Origin of the sequence: Janthinobacterium tructae (assembly GCF_006517255.1) — a bacterium.
Taxonomy (GTDB): Bacteria; Pseudomonadota; Gammaproteobacteria; order Burkholderiales; family Burkholderiaceae_D; genus Janthinobacterium; species Janthinobacterium tructae.
The window spans coordinates 4,365,141-4,386,974 of record NZ_CP041185.1 but is presented as its reverse complement, the minus strand read 5'-3'; the positions used below and the strand labels follow the sequence as shown (position 1 = coordinate 4,386,974).

At 62.9% G+C, this 21,834-nt stretch carries 21 protein-coding genes; 10 read left to right on the top strand and 11 right to left on the bottom strand.

Going from position 1 to position 21,834, the window contains the following annotated elements:
- Positions 1 to 31 precede the first annotated feature (31 nt).
- Positions 32 to 1,744, top strand: a complete 1,713-nt coding sequence (locus FJQ89_RS19225; RefSeq protein WP_141171331.1) for a cation:proton antiporter domain-containing protein — start codon at positions 32 to 34, stop codon at positions 1,742 to 1,744.
- A 62-nt stretch (positions 1,745 to 1,806) separates the two neighbouring features.
- Here FJQ89_RS19225 and FJQ89_RS19220 read toward each other — a convergent pair whose 3' ends face one another.
- Complete coding sequence (locus FJQ89_RS19220; RefSeq protein WP_141171330.1) at positions 1,807 to 3,852, bottom strand: NADPH-dependent 2,4-dienoyl-CoA reductase; 2,046 nt, start codon at positions 3,850 to 3,852, stop codon at positions 1,807 to 1,809.
- A gap of 159 nt (positions 3,853 to 4,011) precedes the next feature.
- Here FJQ89_RS19220 and FJQ89_RS19215 point away from each other — a divergent pair, with 159 nt between their 5' ends.
- On the top strand, positions 4,012 to 4,593 hold the full coding sequence (locus FJQ89_RS19215) for an SRPBCC family protein (RefSeq protein WP_243136131.1): 582 nt from the start codon (positions 4,012 to 4,014) through the stop codon (positions 4,591 to 4,593).
- 1 nt (position 4,594) lies between these two features.
- Here FJQ89_RS19215 and FJQ89_RS19210 read toward each other — a convergent pair whose 3' ends face one another.
- The 4 genes from FJQ89_RS19210 to FJQ89_RS19195 form a co-directional block, all read right to left on the bottom strand.
- A complete protein-coding gene (locus FJQ89_RS19210; RefSeq protein ID WP_071079925.1) occupies positions 4,595 to 5,050 on the bottom strand; it encodes a hypothetical protein in 456 nt (151 codons plus the stop codon).
- 42 nt (positions 5,051 to 5,092) lie between these two features.
- Positions 5,093 to 5,533 (bottom strand): DUF2721 domain-containing protein, encoded by a 441-nt coding sequence (locus tag FJQ89_RS19205; protein ID WP_071079926.1) that lies wholly within the window; start codon positions 5,531 to 5,533, stop codon positions 5,093 to 5,095.
- Positions 5,534 to 5,645: 112 nt separating this feature from the next.
- Positions 5,646 to 6,602, bottom strand: a complete 957-nt coding sequence (pip, locus tag FJQ89_RS19200) for a prolyl aminopeptidase (protein WP_141171329.1) — start codon at positions 6,600 to 6,602, stop codon at positions 5,646 to 5,648.
- Positions 6,603 to 6,678: 76 nt separating this feature from the next.
- Positions 6,679 to 7,161, bottom strand: a complete 483-nt coding sequence (locus FJQ89_RS19195; protein ID WP_034752896.1) for an Lrp/AsnC family transcriptional regulator — start codon at positions 7,159 to 7,161, stop codon at positions 6,679 to 6,681.
- A 165-nt stretch (positions 7,162 to 7,326) separates the two neighbouring features.
- Here FJQ89_RS19195 and FJQ89_RS19190 point away from each other — a divergent pair, with 165 nt between their 5' ends.
- Positions 7,327 to 7,947 carry a LysE family translocator gene (locus tag FJQ89_RS19190; RefSeq protein ID WP_243136129.1) on the top strand — a complete coding sequence of 207 codons (621 nt, stop codon included), beginning with the start codon at positions 7,327 to 7,329 and terminating at the stop codon, positions 7,945 to 7,947.
- Here FJQ89_RS19190 and FJQ89_RS19185 read toward each other — a convergent pair.
- The 5 genes from FJQ89_RS19185 to FJQ89_RS19165 form a co-directional block, all read right to left on the bottom strand.
- Entirely contained in the window at positions 7,884 to 9,320 is a 1,437-nt protein-coding gene (locus FJQ89_RS19185; RefSeq protein WP_141171328.1) for a tetratricopeptide repeat protein, read from the bottom strand. The genes FJQ89_RS19190 and FJQ89_RS19185 overlap by 64 nt on opposite strands.
- A gap of 118 nt (positions 9,321 to 9,438) precedes the next feature.
- The gene (gene phbB, locus FJQ89_RS19180) at positions 9,439 to 10,179 is read right to left on the bottom strand and encodes an acetoacetyl-CoA reductase (protein WP_096233088.1); all 741 of its coding nucleotides are present in this window, start codon (positions 10,177 to 10,179) and stop codon (positions 9,439 to 9,441) included.
- Positions 10,180 to 10,391: 212 nt separating this feature from the next.
- Positions 10,392 to 11,570 carry an acetyl-CoA C-acetyltransferase gene (locus FJQ89_RS19175; protein ID WP_141171327.1) on the bottom strand — a complete coding sequence of 393 codons (1,179 nt, stop codon included), beginning with the start codon at positions 11,568 to 11,570 and terminating at the stop codon, positions 10,392 to 10,394.
- 212 nt (positions 11,571 to 11,782) lie between these two features.
- Entirely contained in the window at positions 11,783 to 12,268 is a 486-nt protein-coding gene (locus FJQ89_RS19170; RefSeq protein ID WP_141171326.1) for a phasin family protein, read from the bottom strand.
- Positions 12,269 to 12,397: 129 nt separating this feature from the next.
- Positions 12,398 to 13,306, bottom strand: a complete 909-nt coding sequence (locus tag FJQ89_RS19165; protein WP_116742914.1) for a LysR family transcriptional regulator — start codon at positions 13,304 to 13,306, stop codon at positions 12,398 to 12,400.
- Positions 13,307 to 13,424: 118 nt separating this feature from the next.
- On the opposite strand from FJQ89_RS19165, the gene metE reads away from it, so the two are divergent.
- The 4 genes from metE to minE all read left to right on the top strand — a co-directional run bounded on the left by metE (position 13,425) and on the right by minE (position 17,808).
- Positions 13,425 to 15,740: a 5-methyltetrahydropteroyltriglutamate--homocysteine S-methyltransferase gene (metE, locus tag FJQ89_RS19160; RefSeq protein WP_141171325.1), complete on the top strand. Its 2,316-nt coding sequence runs from the start codon at positions 13,425 to 13,427 to the stop codon at positions 15,738 to 15,740.
- Positions 15,741 to 15,964: 224 nt separating this feature from the next.
- Positions 15,965 to 16,702, top strand: coding sequence for a septum site-determining protein MinC (gene minC, locus FJQ89_RS19155; RefSeq protein WP_099761089.1), 738 nt, complete (start codon positions 15,965 to 15,967; stop codon positions 16,700 to 16,702).
- Between the two features lie 37 nt (positions 16,703 to 16,739).
- Entirely contained in the window at positions 16,740 to 17,555 is an 816-nt protein-coding gene (gene minD / locus FJQ89_RS19150; protein WP_071079934.1) for a septum site-determining protein MinD, read from the top strand.
- Position 17,556: 1 nt separating this feature from the next.
- The gene (gene minE, locus FJQ89_RS19145) at positions 17,557 to 17,808 is read left to right on the top strand and encodes a cell division topological specificity factor MinE (protein WP_071079935.1); all 252 of its coding nucleotides are present in this window, start codon (positions 17,557 to 17,559) and stop codon (positions 17,806 to 17,808) included.
- 5 nt (positions 17,809 to 17,813) lie between these two features.
- On the opposite strand, the gene FJQ89_RS19140 is transcribed toward minE, so the two are convergent.
- Positions 17,814 to 18,317: a hypothetical protein gene (locus tag FJQ89_RS19140; protein ID WP_141171324.1), complete on the bottom strand. Its 504-nt coding sequence runs from the start codon at positions 18,315 to 18,317 to the stop codon at positions 17,814 to 17,816.
- A gap of 169 nt (positions 18,318 to 18,486) precedes the next feature.
- On the opposite strand from FJQ89_RS19140, the gene FJQ89_RS19135 reads away from it, so the two are divergent.
- From FJQ89_RS19135 to prfA, 3 genes are all read left to right on the top strand, one after another.
- The gene (locus FJQ89_RS19135; protein WP_071079937.1) at positions 18,487 to 19,176 is read left to right on the top strand and encodes a response regulator transcription factor; all 690 of its coding nucleotides are present in this window, start codon (positions 18,487 to 18,489) and stop codon (positions 19,174 to 19,176) included.
- Between the two features lie 92 nt (positions 19,177 to 19,268).
- Positions 19,269 to 20,543 carry a glutamyl-tRNA reductase gene (gene hemA / locus FJQ89_RS19130; protein WP_116742911.1) on the top strand — a complete coding sequence of 425 codons (1,275 nt, stop codon included), beginning with the start codon at positions 19,269 to 19,271 and terminating at the stop codon, positions 20,541 to 20,543.
- A gap of 96 nt (positions 20,544 to 20,639) precedes the next feature.
- The gene (prfA, locus tag FJQ89_RS19125) at positions 20,640 to 21,716 is read left to right on the top strand and encodes a peptide chain release factor 1 (protein ID WP_141171323.1); all 1,077 of its coding nucleotides are present in this window, start codon (positions 20,640 to 20,642) and stop codon (positions 21,714 to 21,716) included.
- Positions 21,717 to 21,834: the final 118 nt, after the last annotated feature.

Sequence of the window (21,834 nt, the reverse complement as noted above, 5' to 3'; positions counted from 1 at the left end):
TCCGCACGTCGCCATAAGGAACCCACCACGCATGCCCCATGACATCAGTCTGATCACCACCATCGCCGCCGCCCTCGGGTTCGGCCTCATCTTCGGCTTCATCGCCGCGCGTCTGAAACTGCCGGCATTGGTCGGCTATCTGGCTGCCGGCATCATCATCGGACCGGCTACGCCCGGTTTTGTGGCGAATGCGGAAATAGCCGGGCAATTGGCGGAGATCGGGGTGATGCTGATGATGTTTGGTGTCGGCCTGCACTTTTCCATCGACGATTTGTGGGACGTGCGCAAGATTGCGCTACCTGGCGCCGTCCTGCAGATCGGCGTCGCCACGGCGATGGGCATGGGCCTGGCCCACTGGTGGGGCTGGACCCTCGGTGGCGGACTGGTCTTTGGCCTGGCCCTGTCCGTGGCCAGTACCGTGGTGCTGCTGCGCGCGCTGGAAGAACGGGGCATCCTCGACTCGCTCAATGGCCGCATCGCCGTCGGCTGGCTGGTGGTGGAAGACCTCGTCACCGTGCTGGTGCTGGTGCTGCTGCCGGCGTTCGCCGGTGTGCTCGGTGGCAAGGTCGCGCCGGATGCCGAGGCCACCAGCCTGTGGCAAACCCTGGCCGTGACGCTGGGGCAAGTAGCCGGTTTCATCGTCTTCATGCTGGTGGTGGGCCGCAAGCTGTTCCCGTGGATTTTGTGGCAAGTGGCGCGCACCGGTTCGCGCGAACTGTTTACCCTGTGCGTGATCGCCGCCGCCGTCGGCATCGCCTACGCCTCCACCAAACTGTTCGGCGTGTCGTTCGCGCTGGGCGCCTTCTTCGCCGGCATGGTGCTGCGCGAATCCGAACTCAGTCATCGCGCCGCGGAAGAGTCGCTGCCCCTGCGCGACGCGTTTGCCGTGCTGTTCTTCGTTTCCGTCGGCATGCTGTTCGAGCCGAATATCCTCATCGACAAGCCGCTGCAGGTGCTGGCCGTGTGCGCCATCATTATCTTCGGCAAGTCGATCGCCGCCTTTTTGCTGGTGATGGCCCTGCGCTATCCGCCAAAAACCGCCATCATCGTCTCGGCCAGCCTGGCGCAGATCGGTGAATTCTCGTTCATCCTGGCGGCCCTGGGCCTCTCCCTGGGCCTGATGCCGCAGGAAGGGCAAAGCCTGATCCTGGCCGGCGCCATCCTGTCGATCGCCCTCAATCCGCTGGTGTTCAGCATGGCCAAGCCGCTGCTGCGCGTGATCGGCAACAGCGATTTTGCGCGCAAGTTCGAACGCACCACCGACCCGCTGGCCGAGCTGCCGATGACGGTGCCGCAGGAAAAGCTGTCGGGACAGATCGTGCTGGTCGGCTATGGCCGCGTGGGCCGGCGCATCGCCGCCGCCCTGATGGAGCGTGGCATTCATTTTGTCGTGGCCGAGGAAAACCGCGAAATCGTCGACCAGCTGCGCAAGCAGGGCATTCCGGCAGTGGCCGGCAATGCGGGCGAACCGGCGGTATTAATCCAGGCGCACATCACGCACGCCACCATGCTCGTCATCGCCACGCCCGACACCTTCCACGTGCGCGCCATGATCGAGACGGCGCGCGCGCTGAACCCCGCCATCCTGACGGTGGTGCGCACGCACAGCGAGGAAGAGGCGGAATTGCTGCGCGCGGAAAACGCGGGCAAGGTCTTCATTGGCGAGCACGAACTGGCGAATGGCATGGCCGAGCACGTGCTGCAGAGTTTTGAGACGGCCAGCAAGGGGCATGGCGGGCATTAAGCCAGCACCCTTTCCGTCCTGCAAGCCAAGCCTGCCCGCTTCCCAGCCGGCAGGCTTTCTTTTTACAGGCTGGCGGCCAGCTCCGCCCCTTCCCGTATGGCCCGCTTGGCATCGAGTTCCGCCGCCAGCGCGGCGCCGCCGATTTTATGGAAGCGCGGGCCGCCCGCCTGTAAGGGCTTGCCCTCCTTGTCGACGGGCGGCATGAGTTCCGTCAAGCTGTCCTGGCCTGCGCAGATGACCACGTTGTCCACCGCCAGCAGGCGCTGCTCGCCGCCCACGGTGATGTGCAAGCCCTGCGCGTCGATCTTGTCATAGCTCACGCCGGCCAGCATCGCCACGCCGTTTCTCGCCAGCGCCGCGCGGTGTACCCAGCCCGAGGTCTTGCCCAGGCCCGCGCCCACTTTCGACGTCTTGCGCTGCAACAGGAAAATCTGCCGCACGGGCGCAGGCGCCACGGGCGGCACCAGGCCGCCGCCGCTCGCTGCATTCAAGTCCACCCCCCACTCGCCCGCCCACGTCGCCACGGATTGCGGCAGCGGGTGCGCCGGGTCGTGCAGCAAATACTCTCCCACGTCGAAGCCGATGCCGCCCGCGCCGATGATGGCCACGCGTGCGCCGACGGGTTTCTTGGCTTGCAGCACGTCCAGATATGACAGCACTTTCGGGTGCTCGATGCCGGGAATGGCCGGCAGGCGCACCTTGATGCCGGTGGCGACGATGACGTCGTCATAGCCGCCGGCCAGCAATTGCTCGCGCGTCACGCGCTGCCCCAGGCGCAGCTTGACTTCCAGCAGCGCCAGCCGGCGGGCAAAGTAGCGGATGGTTTCCGTAAATTCTTCCTTGCCCGGTATCTGCATGGCCACCTTGAACTGGCCGCCCACGCTGTCGCTGCTGTCGAACAGGGTCACTGTGTGCCCGCATTCGGCGGCCACGCAGGCAGCCGACAGGCCGGCCGGCCCGGCGCCGACGACGGCCACCCGGCGCGGCACGGCCTTTTTCGCGTACACGAGTTCCGTTTCATGGCAGGCGCGCGGGTTGACCAGGCAGCTGGCGCGCTTGTTGGCAAAGGTGTGGTCGAGACAGGCCTGGTTGCAGCCGATGCAGGTATTGATTTCGTCGGCGCGGCCTGAAGCGGCCTTGGCGACAAAGTCAGGGTCGGCCAGGAAAGGGCGTGCCATCGACACCAGGTCGCAGTCACCGCGCTCCAGGATGGCGTTCGCTTCGTGCGGCATGTTGATGCGGTTCGAGGCCACCACGGGAATGGTGACTTCGCGGCGCAAGCGGCCCGCCACGCTGGCAAAGGCGGCGCGCGGCACTGAGGTGACGATGGTGGGCACCCTTGCCTCATGCCAGCCGAAGCCCGTATTGAGAATGGTCACGCCAGCCTGCTCCAGCGCCTTGGCCACCGTCACCACATCGTCCCAGGTGTTGCCACCCTCGACCAGGTCGAGCAGGGAATGGCGGTACATGATGATGAAGTTGGGGCCGACGGCGGCGCGGATGCGGCGCACGATCTCCACGGGCAGGCGCATGCGGTTCTCGATCGTGCCGCCCCAGCGGTCCTGGCGCAGATTCGTGCGCGCGCAGAGGAACTGGTTCAATAAATAGCCTTCGCTGCCCATCACTTCGATGCCGTCATAGCCGGCCTTTTGCGCCAGGCGCGCGCAGCGCACGTAGTCGCAGATGGTGCGCTCGATGCCCCGCTCGCTCAAGGGACGCGGGCGGAACGGCGAGATCGGCGATTTTTTGGCCGATGCCGAGACGACGAACGGCTGATAGCCATAGCGGCCCGCATGCAGGATCTGCATGACGATCTTGCCGCCCTCCTCGTGCACGGCGCGCGTCACCTTGCGGTGATTCGGCACGTCGCCGAGGAAATTCAAGGTACCGCCGAACGGCAGCAGCCAGCCCTGGCGGTTCGGCGAGATGCCGCCAGTGACGATCAGCCCCACGCCACCGCGCGCCCGTTCGCGGTAAAACGCGGCCAGCTTGCCATAATGATAGAAGCGGTCTTCCAGGCCCGTATGCATGGATCCCATGATGACGCGGTTGCGCAAAGAGGTAAAACCCAGGTCGAGCGGGGCCAGCAGATGGGGATAGGCAGTCATGGTCGGTCCGATAGATGGTGGTATGCAGGCCGTACGGTAACAAGCATTGCTGGCCAGCGCAGCGACTTTCTCTAGACCAGGAGTTCTAAATCGCCGGACGCGCCCGCCGGCGACGGGTACAGCTTGTGCCGGGCGCTAGTTTCCCGTAGGCTAGGTGGCATGAAGCGACTCTTCCTCTGCCTGCTGATGCTGTGCGCCGTCCCCGCGACCGCGCTGGCACAGGCGATACGCCTGGACAAGCTGAAGGTCGAGGTCAAGCGCATCGAGGTCGACGGGCAGCGCATGTATGAAGTCGATGCCAGCGGCAGCGTGCAGGCGCCGCCGGCGTCCGTGTGGAAAACCTTGACGACGTACGAGCGCATGCATGAATTCGTGCCCGACCTCAGCTCCTGCCGCGTACTGTCGCGCAACGGCAATGAAGTCATCATCGAGCAGCAGGGCATGGCGCGCTTCCTGTTCATGAACCACGCCATCCACCTGGTGGTGCGGGCCACGGAGACGCCGTTGACCTCCATCGACATCGCCCTGATCTCCGGCGACATGCGGCATTACGAATCGCGCTGGAATTTGTACCCCATCCCCGAGACGGGCGGCACGCGCATCGTCTTTTCCAGCCGGCTGATGCCGGGCTTCTATGTGCCCGGCATGCTGGGCACGACCATGATACGCGGCGATATCGAGCGCATGATGGCGGCCGTGCTGGCCCGCATCGACAGCCAGCACGCGGAAAAGGCAGGCTAAATCAAGCCAGATACGTGTCGCGGTCGCGGATTTCCGCGAAGTTTTCCAGACTGCCCAGTTTGACCGTGACGGGGTTCAGGCTGGCCTGCGGCTGCATCGAGCGCCAGGCGAACAGCCATTCCTGCTCCGGCGCTTCGGCGCGCGTCTTGGTGAAAGCGGCGCCCAGGGCCGCGCGCTGGCCGTATTCGACGACGCCGTCGATGCCGGCCCAGCTGGGCAAGGTGCGCTGCACGGCGCGGTGCAGGCGTTCGCCGAATTCTTCCGTGTTATGGATGATCAAACAGGCGTCAGCCGGGGCGAACAGGTCGAACAGGTGCTTGTCCCACACTTGCGAAAAGCTGAGGGTCAGGCAATTGCCCGCCGGCATCAGGCGGAACTGGCCCAGGCTCAGCGCCAGCTCGAGTTCGCTGCGCTGGCCGTAGCGGTGCAGGGTGGGGGGACGTTTGTAATCGTGCATGCTTGACTCGTTCTTCAATAGTAGGGTAAACCGGCGCGCCGCTTAACGGGGCGGGCGGATATGGCGCCGGATGCGCTGGGCGGTGGCGGCCAGGTAAATCTCGCGCAGCAGATAGGTGAAGCAACCGATCAGGCAGATCACGGCCAGCACGAAGAACACGGCGATGTACTTATCCAGCGTCAGGTTCATGATATCGCCCAGAAACAGCATGGCGATGATGATGCAGACAAAGAAACCGCAGGCCGTGCTCAGCGAGATCGAATAATTGATCAGATGGGTACGCGTATAAAGCGTATCTAACTCATCCATATAGAAATCGTTGTAACCGATGTCGAGCCGGTCTTCCAGCACGCGCGTGCGATCGATGATGCGGCCCAGGCGGTTGGTCAGCACGACCAGCATGGTGCCGATGCCGGTCAGCAGGAAAACCGGCGCAATCGCCAGCTGGATGATATGGCCGATGTCGCCGATCTGTATGTTCATGGGTAAAAAAAGGTAAGGTCGCACTGCCGCCCGCGGAAGGCGGCGGCACAGGCGCTAGTGTAGCAGGTGGCGCACGCCGGCTGGCCGCTTTGCCAACCGGCGTGTTGAAATGTCATGCAAAGCCGCGCCCCGGGACGAAGCGCTCGGTGGCACGCACCAGCGCCGAAGCGATGCCATGCTCGAGCGCGCCATGACCGGCGTCCGGTATCATCTCCAGCTGCGCGCCGGGCCAGGCCTGCTGCAGGCGGTAGGCCGACAGCGGCGGGCAGATGGCGTCGTAGCGTCCCTGCACGATGACGGCCGGCAAGTGCGCGATGCGCCCCATGTTGCGGATCAGCTGGTCTTCCTCGAAGAAACCGAGATTGGCCATGTAATGCGATTCGAGCCTGCCCACGCCCAGGTCCAGCGCATCGTTCGGCGCATCTTCCGGCTGTGGCATCAGGTACACGCGGCGGCCCTCGAAGCGGCTCCAGGCGCGCGCGGCAGGCCAGTACACGGCGGGGTCGCTGCTGAGGATGCGTTGCACGTAGGCTGCCAGCAAGTCACCGCGCTCCTCTGGCGGAATCGGCGCGGCAAATTCTGCGTATAGTTCCGGATAGAACCAGCGTACGCCTTCGATGAACCAGTCGATTTCCGCCTGCGTGCACAAAAAGATGCCGCGCAGCACGAAGCCGAGGCAAGCCGCCGGATGCGCCTGGCCATACGCCAGCGCCAGGGTCGAGCCCCAGGAGCCGCCAAACACCAGCCATTGATCGATGCCGAACTGGGCGCGCAGCACTTCGATATCGTCGATCAGCAGCTGCGTCGTGTTGTTGCGCCATTCACCCAGCGGCGTGGACTTGCCGGCGCCGCGCTGGTCGAACAGGATCACGCGGTAGCGCTGCGGATCGAAGAAACGGCGGTGCTGCGGCGACAGACCCGCGCCCGGGCCGCCATGCAGGAACAGCACGGGAATACCGTCGGGATTGCCGCACTCTTCCCAGTAAATGGTATGGATGTCATCGACCGCCAGCATGCCGTGCCGGTTCGGCGTCAGGGCGGGAAACAGGGGCGACAGGGAGTCTGGCATGGCGGTCCTTAGAATGGCTTCAGGCGCCAGGCACGATTCCTGGCAACTGTCCCAATTATAGTGTGCCCCCGGCGCCTCAGGCCAGCAGCAAGGGCAGGCGGTTCGACGACTTGATTTCGCGCATCGACAGGCTGGACTGGATTTCCGCCACGCCGGGCAGGCGGCGCAACACCGTCGAAACAAATTCGCCATACGCTTCCAGGTCGCGCGCCACCACTTGCAGGAAATAATCGGCTTCGCCCGCCACATTGTGGCACGACAATATCTCGGGAATCGTCGCGATCGCTTGCTCGAACTGCGACGGCTGCTCGCCGCCATGGTTGGCAAACACGACCCGTACAAATGCCACCAGGCCGATGCCCAGTTTCTTGCGGTTGAGCAAAGCCTGGTAGCCGGTAATAAAGCCTTCCTCTTCCAGGCGGCGCAGGCGGCGCCAGACGGGGGTTTCACTGAGCTTCAAGCGCTCGGCCAGGCGCGCGTTGGACAGCCTTCCTTCATCCTGCAACAGCCTGAGTATCTGTAAATCGGTGGCGTCGAGGCTAACTTCTGAAATTTTCATCTATTTTTTGTTTTTATAGGAGTGGAATCTACCCGAATACTAGGGCATGCAGGGCAGGAAAAGCAAGCACATTTCATCGCGACAAGAACATAATGGGACCCGGCGAGCATGCGGCAAACTGCCGTTGCTCCCGCCCTTACTTTTTGCCTGTAACCGAGCTGCGCCATGTCCGATTCTACCTTCCTGATGTACCTGCTGGCACTGACCGGCGCCTTTTTATTACCCGGCCCCGACATGGCGCTGGTGCTGGCGACGGGCGCCGCGCGCGGCGTGGCCACGGCGCTGGTGACGGCGCTGGGCATCGCCGGCGCGCGCGCCGTGCACGTGGCGCTGTCGGGCGCGGGCCTGGCGGCATTGATGGTCACGCATCCGCAAGCCTTGCAGTGGGTCAAATGGGCGGGCGCCGCGTATCTGCTGTACCTGGCACTGCGCCTGCTGCAGTCGGCCCTGTCGACAAGCACGGCACAGGAAGAAGCCGCCCCCGCCACGGCGCACGGCGCCCGCGCCAGCCTGGTGCGCGGCTTCCTGACGAATCTGCTCAATCCGAAGGCACTGCTGTTTTGCAGCATGTTCCTGCCGCAATTCGTCACCGGCAGCGAGCACGTTGGCATGCAATACCTGCGCCTGGGCACGGTCCTGGTGCTGGTGGGCTTGCTGTTCGATGCCCTGTACGCCGTGCTGGCCGCGCGCCTGGCGCGCCGCCTGCGCGGTAAACCTTCGCCTTACGGCAAGTTCGTGCTGCCCACCGTCTTCGTGCTGCTGGCCGGGCGGCTGGTGCTGGGCTGAACGTCAGGCGCAAGCGTCGCCCCGCCGGCAAAAAAGGCGGGGTAGTCGTGCAACAGGCTGCGCTCCAAATCGTTGACCTTGCGAAATTGCCGTAGCGATGGCGCCATGGCCCGGCCCGCATCCCAGCTGCGCCAGGCGTTCGGCGCATCGAATTGCGCGTATAGCGCGTCGCCCAGGTCCTGGTACGCGGCCGCCATGTGCGGCTTGGCCTGCAGTACTTGCAGATACAAGGCCATCGCTGCCTGCCGTTGCCCCAGCTTGGCGCGCAGATTTCCCTCAAACAAAGCCAGTACCGGCTGCTCCAGGCCGTGCTGCTGGCGCAAGCCCTGCACGGTGGCCAGCGCGGCCTGAATGCCTTCCTTTTCCTTGGCCAGCAGTGCCCGCGTCAAGTCATGGATGGGCTGGCACGCCTGCATCGCCAGTTGCTGCTGCGGCGATAGTTTGTCGACCAGCGCCCCCGTGGAAAAATGATCTTCCAGCATGCTCAAAAAAGCCTCGAAGGGCTTTTCTGCCGCAAACAGGCGCTCTGCTTCGGCCCGCAGCGCAGGGTGGGCCTGCGGTCCCAGCGGCGGCAACCGCGCCGCCTGCGCCAGCACGCGTTCGAGCGCCGGCGCATCGGCCGCCAGCGGGCGGGGCCGGTAGGCGGCCAGGGAATACGTGGCGGGCGCGCCCGCCGTCATGGCACTGATACGGAAATGGCGCGCGACTTTGCCAGCAATCTGCTGGTGATGCAAGGTGAATGCGGCTGGAATGCGCTTGCCGTCGGCCAGCATTTTCAATACCAGCGGGTGGCCGCCCCAGGTGTAACGCACATACTGGGCAAACGCCGCGGCATCGTCGCCGCTGACGGGGCTGCCGGCAATATCCAGGCGCAGCAGGGGTTGCTCATCGAGCGACCACAGTACGGCGCCGTCGAGCACTTGTGGCAGCAAGGGTCCTCGCCGCTTGTTGTCCAGCACCGACAAAGCTTGTTCCTCATACACGGGCGGCGTTGCGTGCTGTTCAAGGCCGCTCACCTTCAACATGCCGGCGATCCCCTGCCGGTGGTGCAGCTCGGCGGCGCGAGAACCCGCCACGTCGAACAGCGAATACGTGTCGTAGGTGGACGCCGCCGTATCGATCATGTAGCGGCGGCGCGTGGCAAAATCGAGCACGGACAAGGTATGGCCGTCGCGCACGCTGATGAAATGTTCGCCCAGCACGACATCGCTGTCCTGCGTATCGCGCGCGGGCAGGCTGGTTTTCACGCCGGGCTTGTTGACGCGCTCGGTAGTCACCGTGACGTGGAACGCGACGCTGGCCTGGGCCGCGCTGGCGCCCAGGAAAAGGGTGACGGCCACACTCGCGCGGCGCAAGGCAGGAACAAGGGTCATGGAGAATGATGCGATGAAGAAATGCTGATTCTAAGGCAAATCCCGCACTCCCCTTGTTTTGCTCGCAAGCATAAAAAAAGACAGCCGCAGCTGTCTCTCGGTTTTACCTCAACAACGATTACGACATGTGCTGGCCGCCGTTGATCGAGATGTTGGCGCCCGTGACGAACGCGGCTTCATCAGAAGCCAGGTAGGCCACCAGACCGGCCACTTCTTCCGGCTTGCCCAGGCGCGCCATCGGAATTTGCGGGATGATTTTGCTGTCGAGCACTTCCTGTGGAATTGCCATGACCATCTTGGTGCCGATGTAGCCTGGCGAAATGGTGTTGACGGTGACGTTCTTGCGCGCCACTTCCAGCGCCAGCGACTTGGTGAAACCGTGCATGCCGGCTTTCGCGGCCGAATAGTTGGTCTGGCCGAAGGCACCCTTCTGGCCGTTCACGGACGAGATATTGATGATGCGGCCCCAGCCGCGTTCCACCATGCCGTCGCAGACAGGCTTGGTCATGTTGAAAACCGAGTCGAGGTTGGTGCCCATCACGGCATCCCAGTTCGGCTTGTCCATCTTCTTGAACGTCATGTCGCGCGTGATGCCGGCGTTATTCACCAGCACGTCGACAGGACCGATGTCCTTTTCCACGGCAGCCACGCAGGCGGCGGCCGAATCATAGTCGGCCACGTCGCACGGATACGCCTTGAAGTCATAGCCCATGTCCTTGGTCGTCGCCAGCCAGTCCGCGACCTTCTGATTGCCTGGAGAATAGGTCGTGACCACGCGATAACCGAGCGCCGCCAGTTTGAAACACACCGCTTCGCCCAGACCACCCATGCCGCCGGTTACCAATGCAACTCTTGCCATTTTTCATCCCCTCAGTGTCGTTCTGTTGCTAAAAAGTTAATTAATTAGGTAAGGCAGTCCACAACCGTTGCATCACGGCGGCAAACCGCACCGTACCCAAGCGTAGCGAGCGGCGATGATTTGTGGCTAAGAAGCGCAACCGTGTTTCAACACGGTGAGCATCGCAGGCCGCAAAGCGCGCCGCGCAGTAGCTTGGGGGCGGTGCCAGCTACTTAGTCGCGTTCGATCGCTAGAGCGACACCCATGCCGCCGCCGATGCACAATGCGGCCAGGCCTTTCTTGGCGTCGCGGCGTATCATTTCGTGGATCAGGGTTACCAGGATGCGCGCGCCGGACGCGCCGATCGGATGGCCGATGGCAATCGCGCCGCCGTTCACGTTGATCTTGCTGGTATCCCAGCCCATTTCCTTGTTGACGGCAATCGCTTGCGCGGCAAACGCTTCATTGATTTCCATCAAGTCCAGCTCTTCATGCGTCCAGCCGGCTTTTTTCAGGCACAGACGCGAAGCGGAGACAGGGCCCATGCCCATGACGGCCGGGTCCAGGCCCGACGAGGCGTAGGCCTTGATGCGTGCCAGCGGCTTCAAGCCCAGTTCTTTCGCTTGCGCAGCGGACATCATGATGACGCCGGCGGCGCCATCGTTCAGGCCGGAAGCATTGCCGGCGGTGACGGTACCGTCCTTGGCGAACGCAGGGCGCAGGCCGGTCAGCGATTCCAGGGTCGAGCCCGGCTTGATGTATTCGTCGCTGTCGAAGACCACGGTGCCTTTTTTGTTGGCGATTTCCAGCGGCAGGATTTCATCCTTGAACTTGCCCGCTTTTTGCGCCGCTTCCGCCTTCAGTTGCGACTGCAGCGCGAACTCATCCTGCTCGGCGCGCGTCACTTCGTATTTCTTGGCGACATTTTCCGCCGTGATGCCCATGTGGTACTGGTTGTACACGTCCCACAGGCCGTCGACGATCATGGTGTCGACCATCTTGAAGTCGCCCATGCGGAAACCGTCGCGCGAGCCGTTCATCGCGTGTGGCGAGGCGCTCATGTTTTCCTGGCCGCCGGCGATGATGATGTTGGCATCGCCGCATTTGATCGCTTGCGCCGCCAGGTGCGTGGCCTTCAGGCCGCTGCCGCATACCTTGTTGATGGTGAATGCCGGGATGGAGCTGGGCAGGCCAGCCTTGATGACAGCCTGGCGCGCGGCGTTCTGGCCGACGGCAGCCGTCAGCACCTGGCCCAGGATCGCTTCGCCGATCAGGTTCGGGTCAATGCCGGTTTGTGCCAGCAAGCCCTTGATTACATGCGCGCCCAGTTCGGACGCAGGAATCTTGGCCAGACTGCCACCGAATTTGCCGACTGCGGTACGGCCGGCGGCCACGATTACGACATCATCCATTTATTTCTCCGATATGCAGGCCACGAGGGCCAAAGTGAAGGTGCGAATACAATCCAATGAATCCGGGAAGACACAGCAAGCTGTGTTTCATTCTAGCGTGGCATACGCCACAGTTCCAGCGCCACACCGCAGGCGGCAGCGATGGCGGCCTGCCCTGCGGTGGCGGCGGGCGGCCTGGCGCGGCGGATAGCCGCTGCCGGGCCGCAACGCGCCTACGCTTGACGAGCGGGACGCGTGTTTTTATTTTTATCATACCCTTCATCGGCGCCGCTGAAAGTGGTTTTTAGAAAATTATTGAAGGGAATAATCAGGGGCACGGGCGTTTGCTTTACCACCTGCAACAGCTCGCCAAATTTTTGACGCGATGCAGCAAACTCACCCTTTGTCACAGTGTCGAATTTCTCCTGGGTTTCTTGAGCAATATCCTTTGCCTGGCGGCCATATGCACCGATGCGTTCAATGGCCAGTTGCGACTGCGTGCGCGACAGTTCCAGCAGCGCTTGCGTATCCTTCACGGACAGCAGCTGATTGCCCGCCACCGTAGCGGCCGCCAGCGCCGCGCGGGCCGCGTCGAGCTGCAAATCCAGCACGCTGGCGCCGCTGTCGACGGCGGCCTGGGCATACGCTTGCGCGCTGATCCATTGTGCTTCCACCACGGCCTTGCCGGCGAGTGCCCATTGCTCGGAAAATGAAAACATCGTGTTCCTCCCCAAAGAGTAGGCAGCGCCATGTTGCGCCGCACAGTGCTCAACTGTAAGCGGTGGTTCATTGCTAAACCTTGATATTTATCAAGCTTTCCTGTTGGTTTGTTTCCAATACAACACTAATCAGGACAACAACTTGATACCGTCGAGCGAGGCCGCACACTGCTCGCGTATCACGCTGACGAAATCGCGCACATACGCCTTGTCCTGTAACTGCTGCGGCACGGACACGTACAAGTCGCTCCACAGGCCGTGCTCGCCCACCGGGCGCGCCACCACATAATCGTAATCGACATAATTCTTGATGGCCCAGTTCGGCAAGGCGGCGATACCGCGCCGGCTCGCCACCAGTTGCAGCACGGCCACCGTCAGTTCCGCCGTGCGGCGCTCAAACTCGATGCCGGCAGGCCGCAGCACTTCGCGGATCAGGTCGATGCGCTCTTCCGGCACGGGATAGGTGATCAGGGTCTCGCCCGTAAAGTCAGCCGCCACCAGCCGGCGCTGCGCCTGCAGCCGGTGCTTCTGCGCCATCACCACCAGCATTTCAAAGCGGAACAGGGGAAACACGGTGAAATCGGGGCCATATGGCGAGCCGATCACGAGATCGGCCTCGCCCGAGCGCAGCAAGTCCGCCGGTTCGCTGTGAAAGCCCGATACCAGGTCGATCTCCACTTCCGGCCAGCGCTGGCGGAACGCATCCATCACCGGCATCAGCCAGTCGAAGCAGGTATGGCATTCGAGCGCCACGCGCAGCTGCCCCTTGTCGCCTTGCGACAGGCGCGCCACGTCGCGCTCGGCCAGCTCGATCTCGGGCAGCAGCTTGTCGGCCAGCTCCAGCAGCCGGCTGCCCGTGGCCGTAAACGCGATCGGCATCGACTTGCGCTCGAACAGGGGCGCCTTGTAGCGCTCTTCGAGCAAGCGGATCTGGTGCGACAGCGCCGACTGGGTCAAATTGAGCAGCTGCGCGGCGCGCACCAGGCTGCCGGACGAACGCAAGGCACTCAGGGTGCGCAGGTGGCGAATTTCTAGCATCGGGAAATGGGGGGATGTGCGTGAATTATTTTCATGTTATTCGGCAAAATGTTTCGTTTTGATTATAGACCAAGTTGCCGCACACTCTAGCGCACTCACATTAAATCTCGATGACATCATGACCATTCGTACCCACATCCTTGGCTTTCCCCGTATCGGCGCCGCGCGTGAACTGAAACTGGCACTGGAACGCCACTGGCGTGGCGAGGTGTCCGAGGCGGCCCTGGAAGCGACGGGCCAGCAATTGCGTGCGCGCCACTGGGCCTTGCAACGCGATGCCGGGCTCGATTACGTCACCGTGGGCGACTTCGCCTTGTATGACCAGGTGGCCAGCCATATCCAGCTGCTGGGCTGCGAACCGGCGCGTTTCAACTTTACGCCGGAGCAATCGCCACTGGCGCGCTATTTCACGATGGCGCGCGGTGAAGCAACGCAGGCGCAACACGCGGACTGCGGCCATGCACACGCCGCAGGCACTGCCGCGCTGGAAATGAGCAAGTGGTTTGACACCAATTACCACTACCTGGTGCCCGAATTGTCGCCGCAGACGCAGTTTTCGCTGGCTGGCGAGCGCCTGCTGGCGGAAGTGGCCGAGGCGCAGGCACTGGGCCACCAGGTCAAGGCGGCCCTGATCGGCCCCCTCACCTTCCTCTGGCTGGGCAAGGAAAAGACGCCGGGCTTCGAGCGTCTGGCCCTGCTGGAACAATTGCTGCCCGTGTACGGCGCCCTGCTCGACCGCCTGAAACAGCAAGGCGTGACGTGGGTGCAGCTCGATGAACCGATTTTGGGCCTGGACTTGCCCAACGCCTGGCGCAGCGCTGTTGAGAGCACCTACTGGCAGCTGAACCAGGTGGGCGTGAATATCTTGCTGGCCACATATTTCTCGCCGCTGGAAGAAAACCTCAGCCTGACCTGCCGCCTGCCCGTGGCCGGCCTGCACGTGGACGGCATCCGCGCGCCGCATGAATTGATCAGCGTGACGGACTGGTTGCCCGAGCATAAAGTCTTGTCGATCGGCATCGTCGACGGGCGCAATATCTGGCGCACCGACCTCGACGCGGCCCTGGCCGTGCTGCAGCCGCTGGCAGCGAGGCGCAACGGCCAGCTATGGCTGGCGCCGTCGTGCTCGCTGCTGCACGTGCCGTTCAGCCTGGAAGCGGAAACGGAGCTCGACGGGGAAATCAAGAGCTGGCTGGCGTTTGCCACGGAAAAACTGTCGGAAATCGCCGTTCTCAAGGGCGCGCTCGAAGGCCAGTCCGACGCCGCCACGCTGGCCGCATTGGCCAGTTCCCGCCTGGCCATCGCCGGGCGGCGCGCCAGCCCCCGCGTCCAGCGTGCCTCGGTCACGCAGCGCCTGCAAGCGCTCACGCCCACCGTCGACCGCCGCGATTCCAGCTTCCCGCTGCGCCAGGCCGTGCAGCGCGCGCGTTTCCAGCTGCCCGACTTCCCGACGACGACCATCGGCTCCTTCCCGCAGACGGCGGCCATCCGCGCCGCCCGCGCCAGCCGTCAACGGGGCGAACTGGCCAGCGTCGAGTATGAACAGCAGATGCGCGCCGAAATCGCCCACGCCGTGGCGCGGCAGGAAGCGCTGGGCCTGGACGTGCTGGTGCATGGCGAAGCGGAACGCAACGACATGGTCGAATACTTCGGCGAGCAACTGGACGGGTTCGCCTTCACGCGCCTGGGCTGGGTGCAATCGTACGGCTCGCGCTGTGTGAAACCGCCCGTCCTCTACGGCGATGTGCAGCGCCCGGCCGCCATGACGGTGGCCTGGACGGTGCACGCGCAAAGCCTGACGCATAAACCCATGAAGGGCATGCTGACGGGCCCCGTCACGCTCTTGCAATGGTCGTTCGTGCGCGACGACCAGCCGCGCGCCAGCACGGCGCTGCAGCTGGCCCTGGCCATCCGCGACGAGGTACAAGACCTGGAAACGGCCGGCATCGGCATCATCCAGATCGACGAACCGGCCATCCGCGAAGGCTTGCCGCTGCGCCGCGGCCAGTGGGACGCCTACCTGGACTGGGCCACGCGCGCCTTCCGCATCGCCGCGTCCGTCGTCAGCGACGCGACGCAGATCCACACGCACATGTGCTATGCCGAGTTCAACAACATCCTGCCGCAGATCGCCGCCATGGATGCCGACGTCATCACCTTAGAGACGAGCCGCTCGGACATGGAATTACTGACGGACTTGGGCCAGTTCCGGTATCAGAACGAAATCGGCCCCGGCGTGTACGACATCCACTCGCCGCGCGTCCCCTCGACTCTCGACATGGTGCGCTTGCTGCAAAAAGCCAGCGCCGTCATTCCGCCAGCCAATTTATGGGTGAACCCGGACTGCGGCCTGAAGACGCGGGGCTGGGCGGAAACGGAAGCGGCTTTAAAAAATATGGTCGCGGCGGCTCAGCAGATGCGCGCGGCTGCATGACATAAGCCGACCCAGGCCGCATGCAGGGCTGCTTTCAGGGCGGCGCAGCGGTTTTCCGGGGCGCCGCCCATTTTTTTTGACATGAAGTAGGTGTTGCACTGCGGAATAGCACGCGCCAGGCCCCTGATGCTGATTTTTTTGCAGTAGAATGCAAGAAATTTACTGCTTCCATTGTTGCCGTACGGAACATCTGGCCTGCCGCAGTTTCACTTTGATAAATGTTTATGTCCAAAAGCCCGTCGCAGAAGCCTATCGAAATCAAGATTTCCACCGTCGTCGCCGTTTCCGCCATTGTGCATAGCGCCGATACGCAGGCACTCGATGCCGCCTTGCGCGACATGACGGGAGGCGTGGCGGACTTTTTCGAAGATGACCTGGCCGTGCTGGACGTGGCCGACTTGCCGCCTGGCGGCATGCCCGTCGATTGGGCTTCACTGGTGGCCCTGCTGAAAAAGTACCGCTTGAATGCCGTGGCCGTGCGCAATGCGCCAGCCGAGATGCAGGACGCCATTCTGGCGCAAGGCTTGAGCCTCGATAGCGGCAAGACGCGCGACGATGCGCCGCCCAAGGATACGCCCACGGCGGCCGCCCAGGCGGGCGCCGAAGCGCAAGTGATGGTGATCGACACGCCCGTGCGGGCGGGCCAGCGCATTTATGCGCGCGGCTGCGACCTGATCATCACAGCCGTGGTGAACAATGGCGCCGAAATCATCGCCGACGGCAGCATCCATGTGTATTCCTCGCTGTATGGCCGCGCGCTGGCCGGCGCCTCGGGCAATGCCCAGGCGCGCATTTTCGCGCTGGCCATGGAGCCTGAACTGGTGTCGATCGCCGGCGTCTACCGCACGTTCGAGGATGGTTTCCCGGCGGAAATGGCACGCGGACCGGCGCAAATTCGTTTGGCTGGAGACAGAATCGATATACACTCTGTCAATCCGGTCACTCCCGTGAACCGCTCTTAAGCTGCACAATTCAAGAGATATCTGAAAAGGATTATTTGTGGCAAGAATTATTGTTGTGACGTCCGGCAAGGGCGGTGTCGGCAAGACGACCTCTAGCGCCAGTTTTTCCACTGGCCTGGCCCTGCGCGGCCACAAGACAGCCGTGCTCGATTTTGACGTGGGTCTGCGCAACCTCGACCTGATCATGGGTTGCGAGCGCCGCGTCGTCTACGACCTGATCAATGTGATCAACAAGGAAGCCACGCTGAACCAGGCCCTGATCAAGGACAAGCACTGCGACAACCTGTTCATCCTGCCCGCGTCGCAGACGCGCGACAAGGATGCCTTGTCGGAAGAAGGCGTGGAACGCGTGTTGAACGACCTGATCAACATGGGTTTCGAGTTCATCATCTGCGATTCCCCGGCCGGCATCGAGCATGGCGCGCTGATGGCGCTGACGTTTGCCGACGAAGCCATCATCGTCACCAACCCGGAAGTGTCGTCGGTGCGCGATTCGGACCGCATCCTGGGCATCCTGCAAGCCAAGTCGCGCCGCGCGCAGACGGGCGGCGAGCCGGTCAAGGAACATTTGCTGATCACCCGTTACTCGCCGAAACGCGTGGAATCGGATGAAATGCTGTCCTACCAGGACGTGCAGGAAATCCTGCGCATCCCGCTGGTGGGCATCATTCCGGAATCGGAACAAGTGCTGGCCGCCTCGAACCAGGGCAATCCGGCCATCCATTTCAAGGGCACGGACGTGGCGCAAGCCTATGAAGACGTGGTCTCGCGTTTCCTCGGCGAAGAGGTCGAGTTGCGCTTTACCAACTATGAAAAGCCTGGATTACTCCAGCGCATTTTTGGGGCGAAGTGATATGGCCTTGCTTTCTTTCCTGTTCCCCCCCAAGCCGAAGACGGCGACCGCCGCCAAGGAACGCCTGCAGATCATCATCGCCCGCGAACGCAGCGGCCGCGGTGGTCCGGACTTCCTGCCCGCCCTGCACAAGGAATTGATCGCCGTCATTTCCAAGTACACCAAGGTCAATGCCGACGACATCAAGATCTCGCTGGACCGCCAGGGCAACCTGGAGGTACTCGACGTCAACGTGGTGCTGCCGGACGCTTAAGGTCTTTACTCCGGCCTGACCGTGAGCAACTCCTGCGCCACCGCGGCGCAGGCATTCACGTGCTGGTTGCCGATCTGGCGGAACACGGCGTAGCCGATGACCGCCGCCACCGCCTGCCCGGCGAACGGCACAAAGCGCGCCACCTGCTTGGTGGCAATCTTGACACCACTGCGCTTGAGCAGCTGGAGGATCAGTTCGCGCGACACCAGCTTCCCCACCAGCATGCCACCCATGCCCACCGCCGCGCGGTAGGCCATCAGCTTGAACTGCGGGTTGAGGCGCTCGATCTGTTCGGGCGTCAGGCCGAATTCGTGGTTGATATCGTTGATCAGCATGGAAAACAAGCCGACATCGGACATCAGGTCGATGCCGGGAATGGGAATGGCCGAGGCGCCCGCCGACATCACGGCACGCCGCTGCACCAGGCGCCGGCAACGCTCGCGCACTTGCTCGATTTCGGCACGACTGGCCGGTATCAGGGTCCAATCGGTACTGCTCTTGTCTGCCATGCGCGTTTCTCCGCTAGTAGGGGGTAGATGAACAAGTGTAACGTAAAGAATGTGACCACCGATTTCACTGGACACAGTTGCAATCTCTGTTATATTTCACTTGAGCATTCCTTAACATTACGATAAGCAGAGCGGACCGTCTGTTTGTTGCTACACACTCCAGCCCATTATGCGAATTGCCGTACTCGATAGCGACCATAGTCAGGCAGAACTGATCTGCCAGGTGCTCACCGCCGCCGGCCACGCTTGCCACGAGTTTCAGAGTGGCAAGGAAATGCTGGGGCAACTGCGCAAGGACAGTTGCGACATGCTCATCCTCGACTGGCATGTGAGCGATCTGGATGGCGCGGAAGTACTGCGCCGTGCCCGGGAAAAACTGGCGCCGAAGGCGCCTGTGTTGTTTATGACCAACAGCTCGGGCGAAGACGATGTGGTGGCCGGCATGACGGCCGGTGCCGACGACTACATGATCAAGCCCTTGCGGCGCAGCGAACTGACCTTGCGCACCCAGGCGCTGCTGCGCGTGGCCTACCCGGCGCAGAATGGCGCCGAGTATTTGCAATTTGGTCATTACACGTTTGAAACCCGCCCCGGCCGCCTGCTGAAGGATGGCGAAGTGCTGGACGTGACGCACAAGGAATTCGCCCTGGCGCTGCTGTTTTTCCGCAACATGGGCCGCCCCCTGTCGCGCGCCTACATCCACGAAGCCGTGTGGCAGCGCGACACGGCCCTGCCCTCGCGCACCATGGATACCCACGTCTCGCGCGTGCGCAACAAGCTGCAGCTGAAACCGGAACACGGCTACCGCCTCGTGCCCGTCTACAGTTATGGTTATCGCCTGGAAAAACTGGGCGGGTGACGCCCACGCATCCGGACGAAAACAGGCGAACTGCTCAAAGAGCGGGCACAAGGCGTTATAATGTCGGCATAAGAATTCCCAACAGCCCTGAAATGCAACTGCTCGCCGTCGGCCTCAACCATACCACCGCTCCAGTGTCGCTTCGCGAACAGCTGGCGTTTGCGCCTGAGCATCTGGGTTCGGCGGTGATGGCGGCGCGCACCTGGTTCCAGCGCATCGACCTGCGCGACAACGACGAAGCGGCCATTCTCTCGACCTGCAACCGCACCGAGCTGTATGCGGCCAGCCATGTGCCGAACCCGCTCGACGCGGGCGCGCATTTCCTGGCCGATTATCACCAGCTCAATTACAGCGAGCTGCGCCCCCACTTATATATGCTGCCGCAGCACGATGCCGTGCGCCACACCTTCCGCGTCGCCTCCGGGCTCGATTCGATGGTGCTGGGCGAAACGCAGATCCTGGGGCAGATCAAGGATGCCATCCGCACGGCCGACGAGGCGGGCGGCCTGGGCACGTATCTGCACCAGTTGTTCCAGCGCAGCTTTTCGGTCGCCAAGGAAGTGCGCAGCAGCACGGAAATCGGCGCCCACAGCGTGTCCATGGCGGCCGCCGCCGTGCGCCTGTCGCAGCGCATCTTCGACAAGATCGCCGAACAGAACGTACTGTTCATCGGCGCCGGCGAAATGATCGAATTGTGCGCCACACACTTTGCCGCGCAAAACCCGAAAAGCATCACGATTGCCAACCGCACCATGGAACGGGGCGAGGAACTGGCGCACCGCTTCAACGGCAAGGCGATCCGCCTGGCGGACTTGCCAGAAATGCTGCACCAGTTCGACATCGTCATCTCGTGCACGGCGTCATCGTTACCGCTGCTGGGCCTGGGCCTGGTCGAGCGCGCCATCAAGGCGCGCCGCCACAAACCCATGTTCATGGTCGACCTGGCCGTGCCGCGCGACATCGAATCGGAAGTGGGCCGCCTGAACGACGTCTTCCTGTACACGGTCGACGACCTGGGCAAGGTCGTGCAGACGGGTCTGGAAAGCCGCCAGGCGGCCGTGGCGCAAGCCGAGACCATCATCGAGACGCGCGTGCAATCGTTCATGAGCTGGGTCGACGACCGCGCCATGGTGCCCGTCATCCAGCATTTGCATGAAAACAGCGAAGCGCTGCGCCTGATGGAAGTGGAACGGGCGCGCAAGATGCTGGCCAAGGGCGCCGACATCGACGCCGTGCTCGAAGCGCTGTCGAAAGGCTTGACGGCCAAGTTCCTGCACGGCCCGCAGCAGGCGCTGCACCAGGCGCAAGGCGACGAGCGCAAGCAGCTGGTCACCCTGCTGCCGAAACTGTTCCGCCCCCGCCGTTAGCGCAGCCCCGCTGGCCGCCCGCGTGCGGCTACCCCTGCCCGCCTGCCGGGTGTGCCGGACCCGCACCATCCCTACACTCTTTTACCGCGAATCGCTATGAAACCATCCATGCTGGGCAAACTCGATCAACTGGCGAACCGCCTGGTCGAACTCGACGAACTGTTGATGCACCCGGACGCCACGTCGAACATGGACAGCTACCGCAAGATGACGCGCGAGCATGCCGAACTGGGCCCGCTGGTGGCGCTGTACCATTCCTACCAGGAAGCGGGCAACGATATCGCCACGGCGCAAGAGATGCTGGGCGACCCGGACATGAAGGAATTCGCGCAGGAAGAGATCGAGGCGGCGAAGGCCACCATGGCGCGCCTGGAACGCGAATTGCAAACCATGCTGCTGCCGAAGGATGTCAACGACGAGCGCAATATCTTCCTGGAAATTCGTGCCGGCACGGGTGGCGATGAATCCGCGCTGTTCGCCGGTGATCTATTACGCATGTACTCGCGCTTTGCCGAACGCAACCGCTGGCAGGTGGAACTGGTGTCGTCGTCCGACTCCGACCTGGGCGGCTACCGCGAAGTAATCGTGCGTATCGTCGGCAATGGCGCATATTCCAAGCTGAAATTCGAGTCGGGCGGCCACCGCGTGCAGCGCGTGCCGGCCACGGAAACGCAGGGCCGCATCCACACGTCCGCCTGCACGGTAGCGGTGATGCCGGAAGCCGATGAAGTGGAAGACGTCAACATCAACCCGGCCGACCTGCGCATCGACACCTACCGCGCCTCGGGTGCGGGCGGTCAGCACATCAACAAGACCGATTCGGCCGTACGCATCACCCACTTGCCGACCGGCATCGTGGTGGAGTGCCAGGATGACCGCAGCCAGCACAAGAACAAGGCGCAAGCGATGAAAGTGCTGGCCGCGCGCATCAAGGACGTGCAGCTGCGCGAGCAGCAGTCGAAGGAAGCGGCCACGCGCAAGAGCCTGATCGGCTCGGGCGACCGCAGCGAGCGCATCCGCACTTATAACTTCCCGCAGGGCCGCCTGACGGACCACCGCATCAATCTGACCTTGTATAAGCTGGACTTCATCATGGATGGGGATTTGACGGACTTGACGAATGCGCTGGCGGCTGAGCACCAGGCGGAACTGCTGGCTGCTTTAGGTGATTAAACGCTGGCGCCGTTGTGTCGGCTTACGCTGCGCTAAGCCGACCTACGCAGACCTACGCAGACCTACGCCGCAATTTGTAGGGCGGCTTGGCGCGCAGCGCGTAAGCCGACAGCTTTAA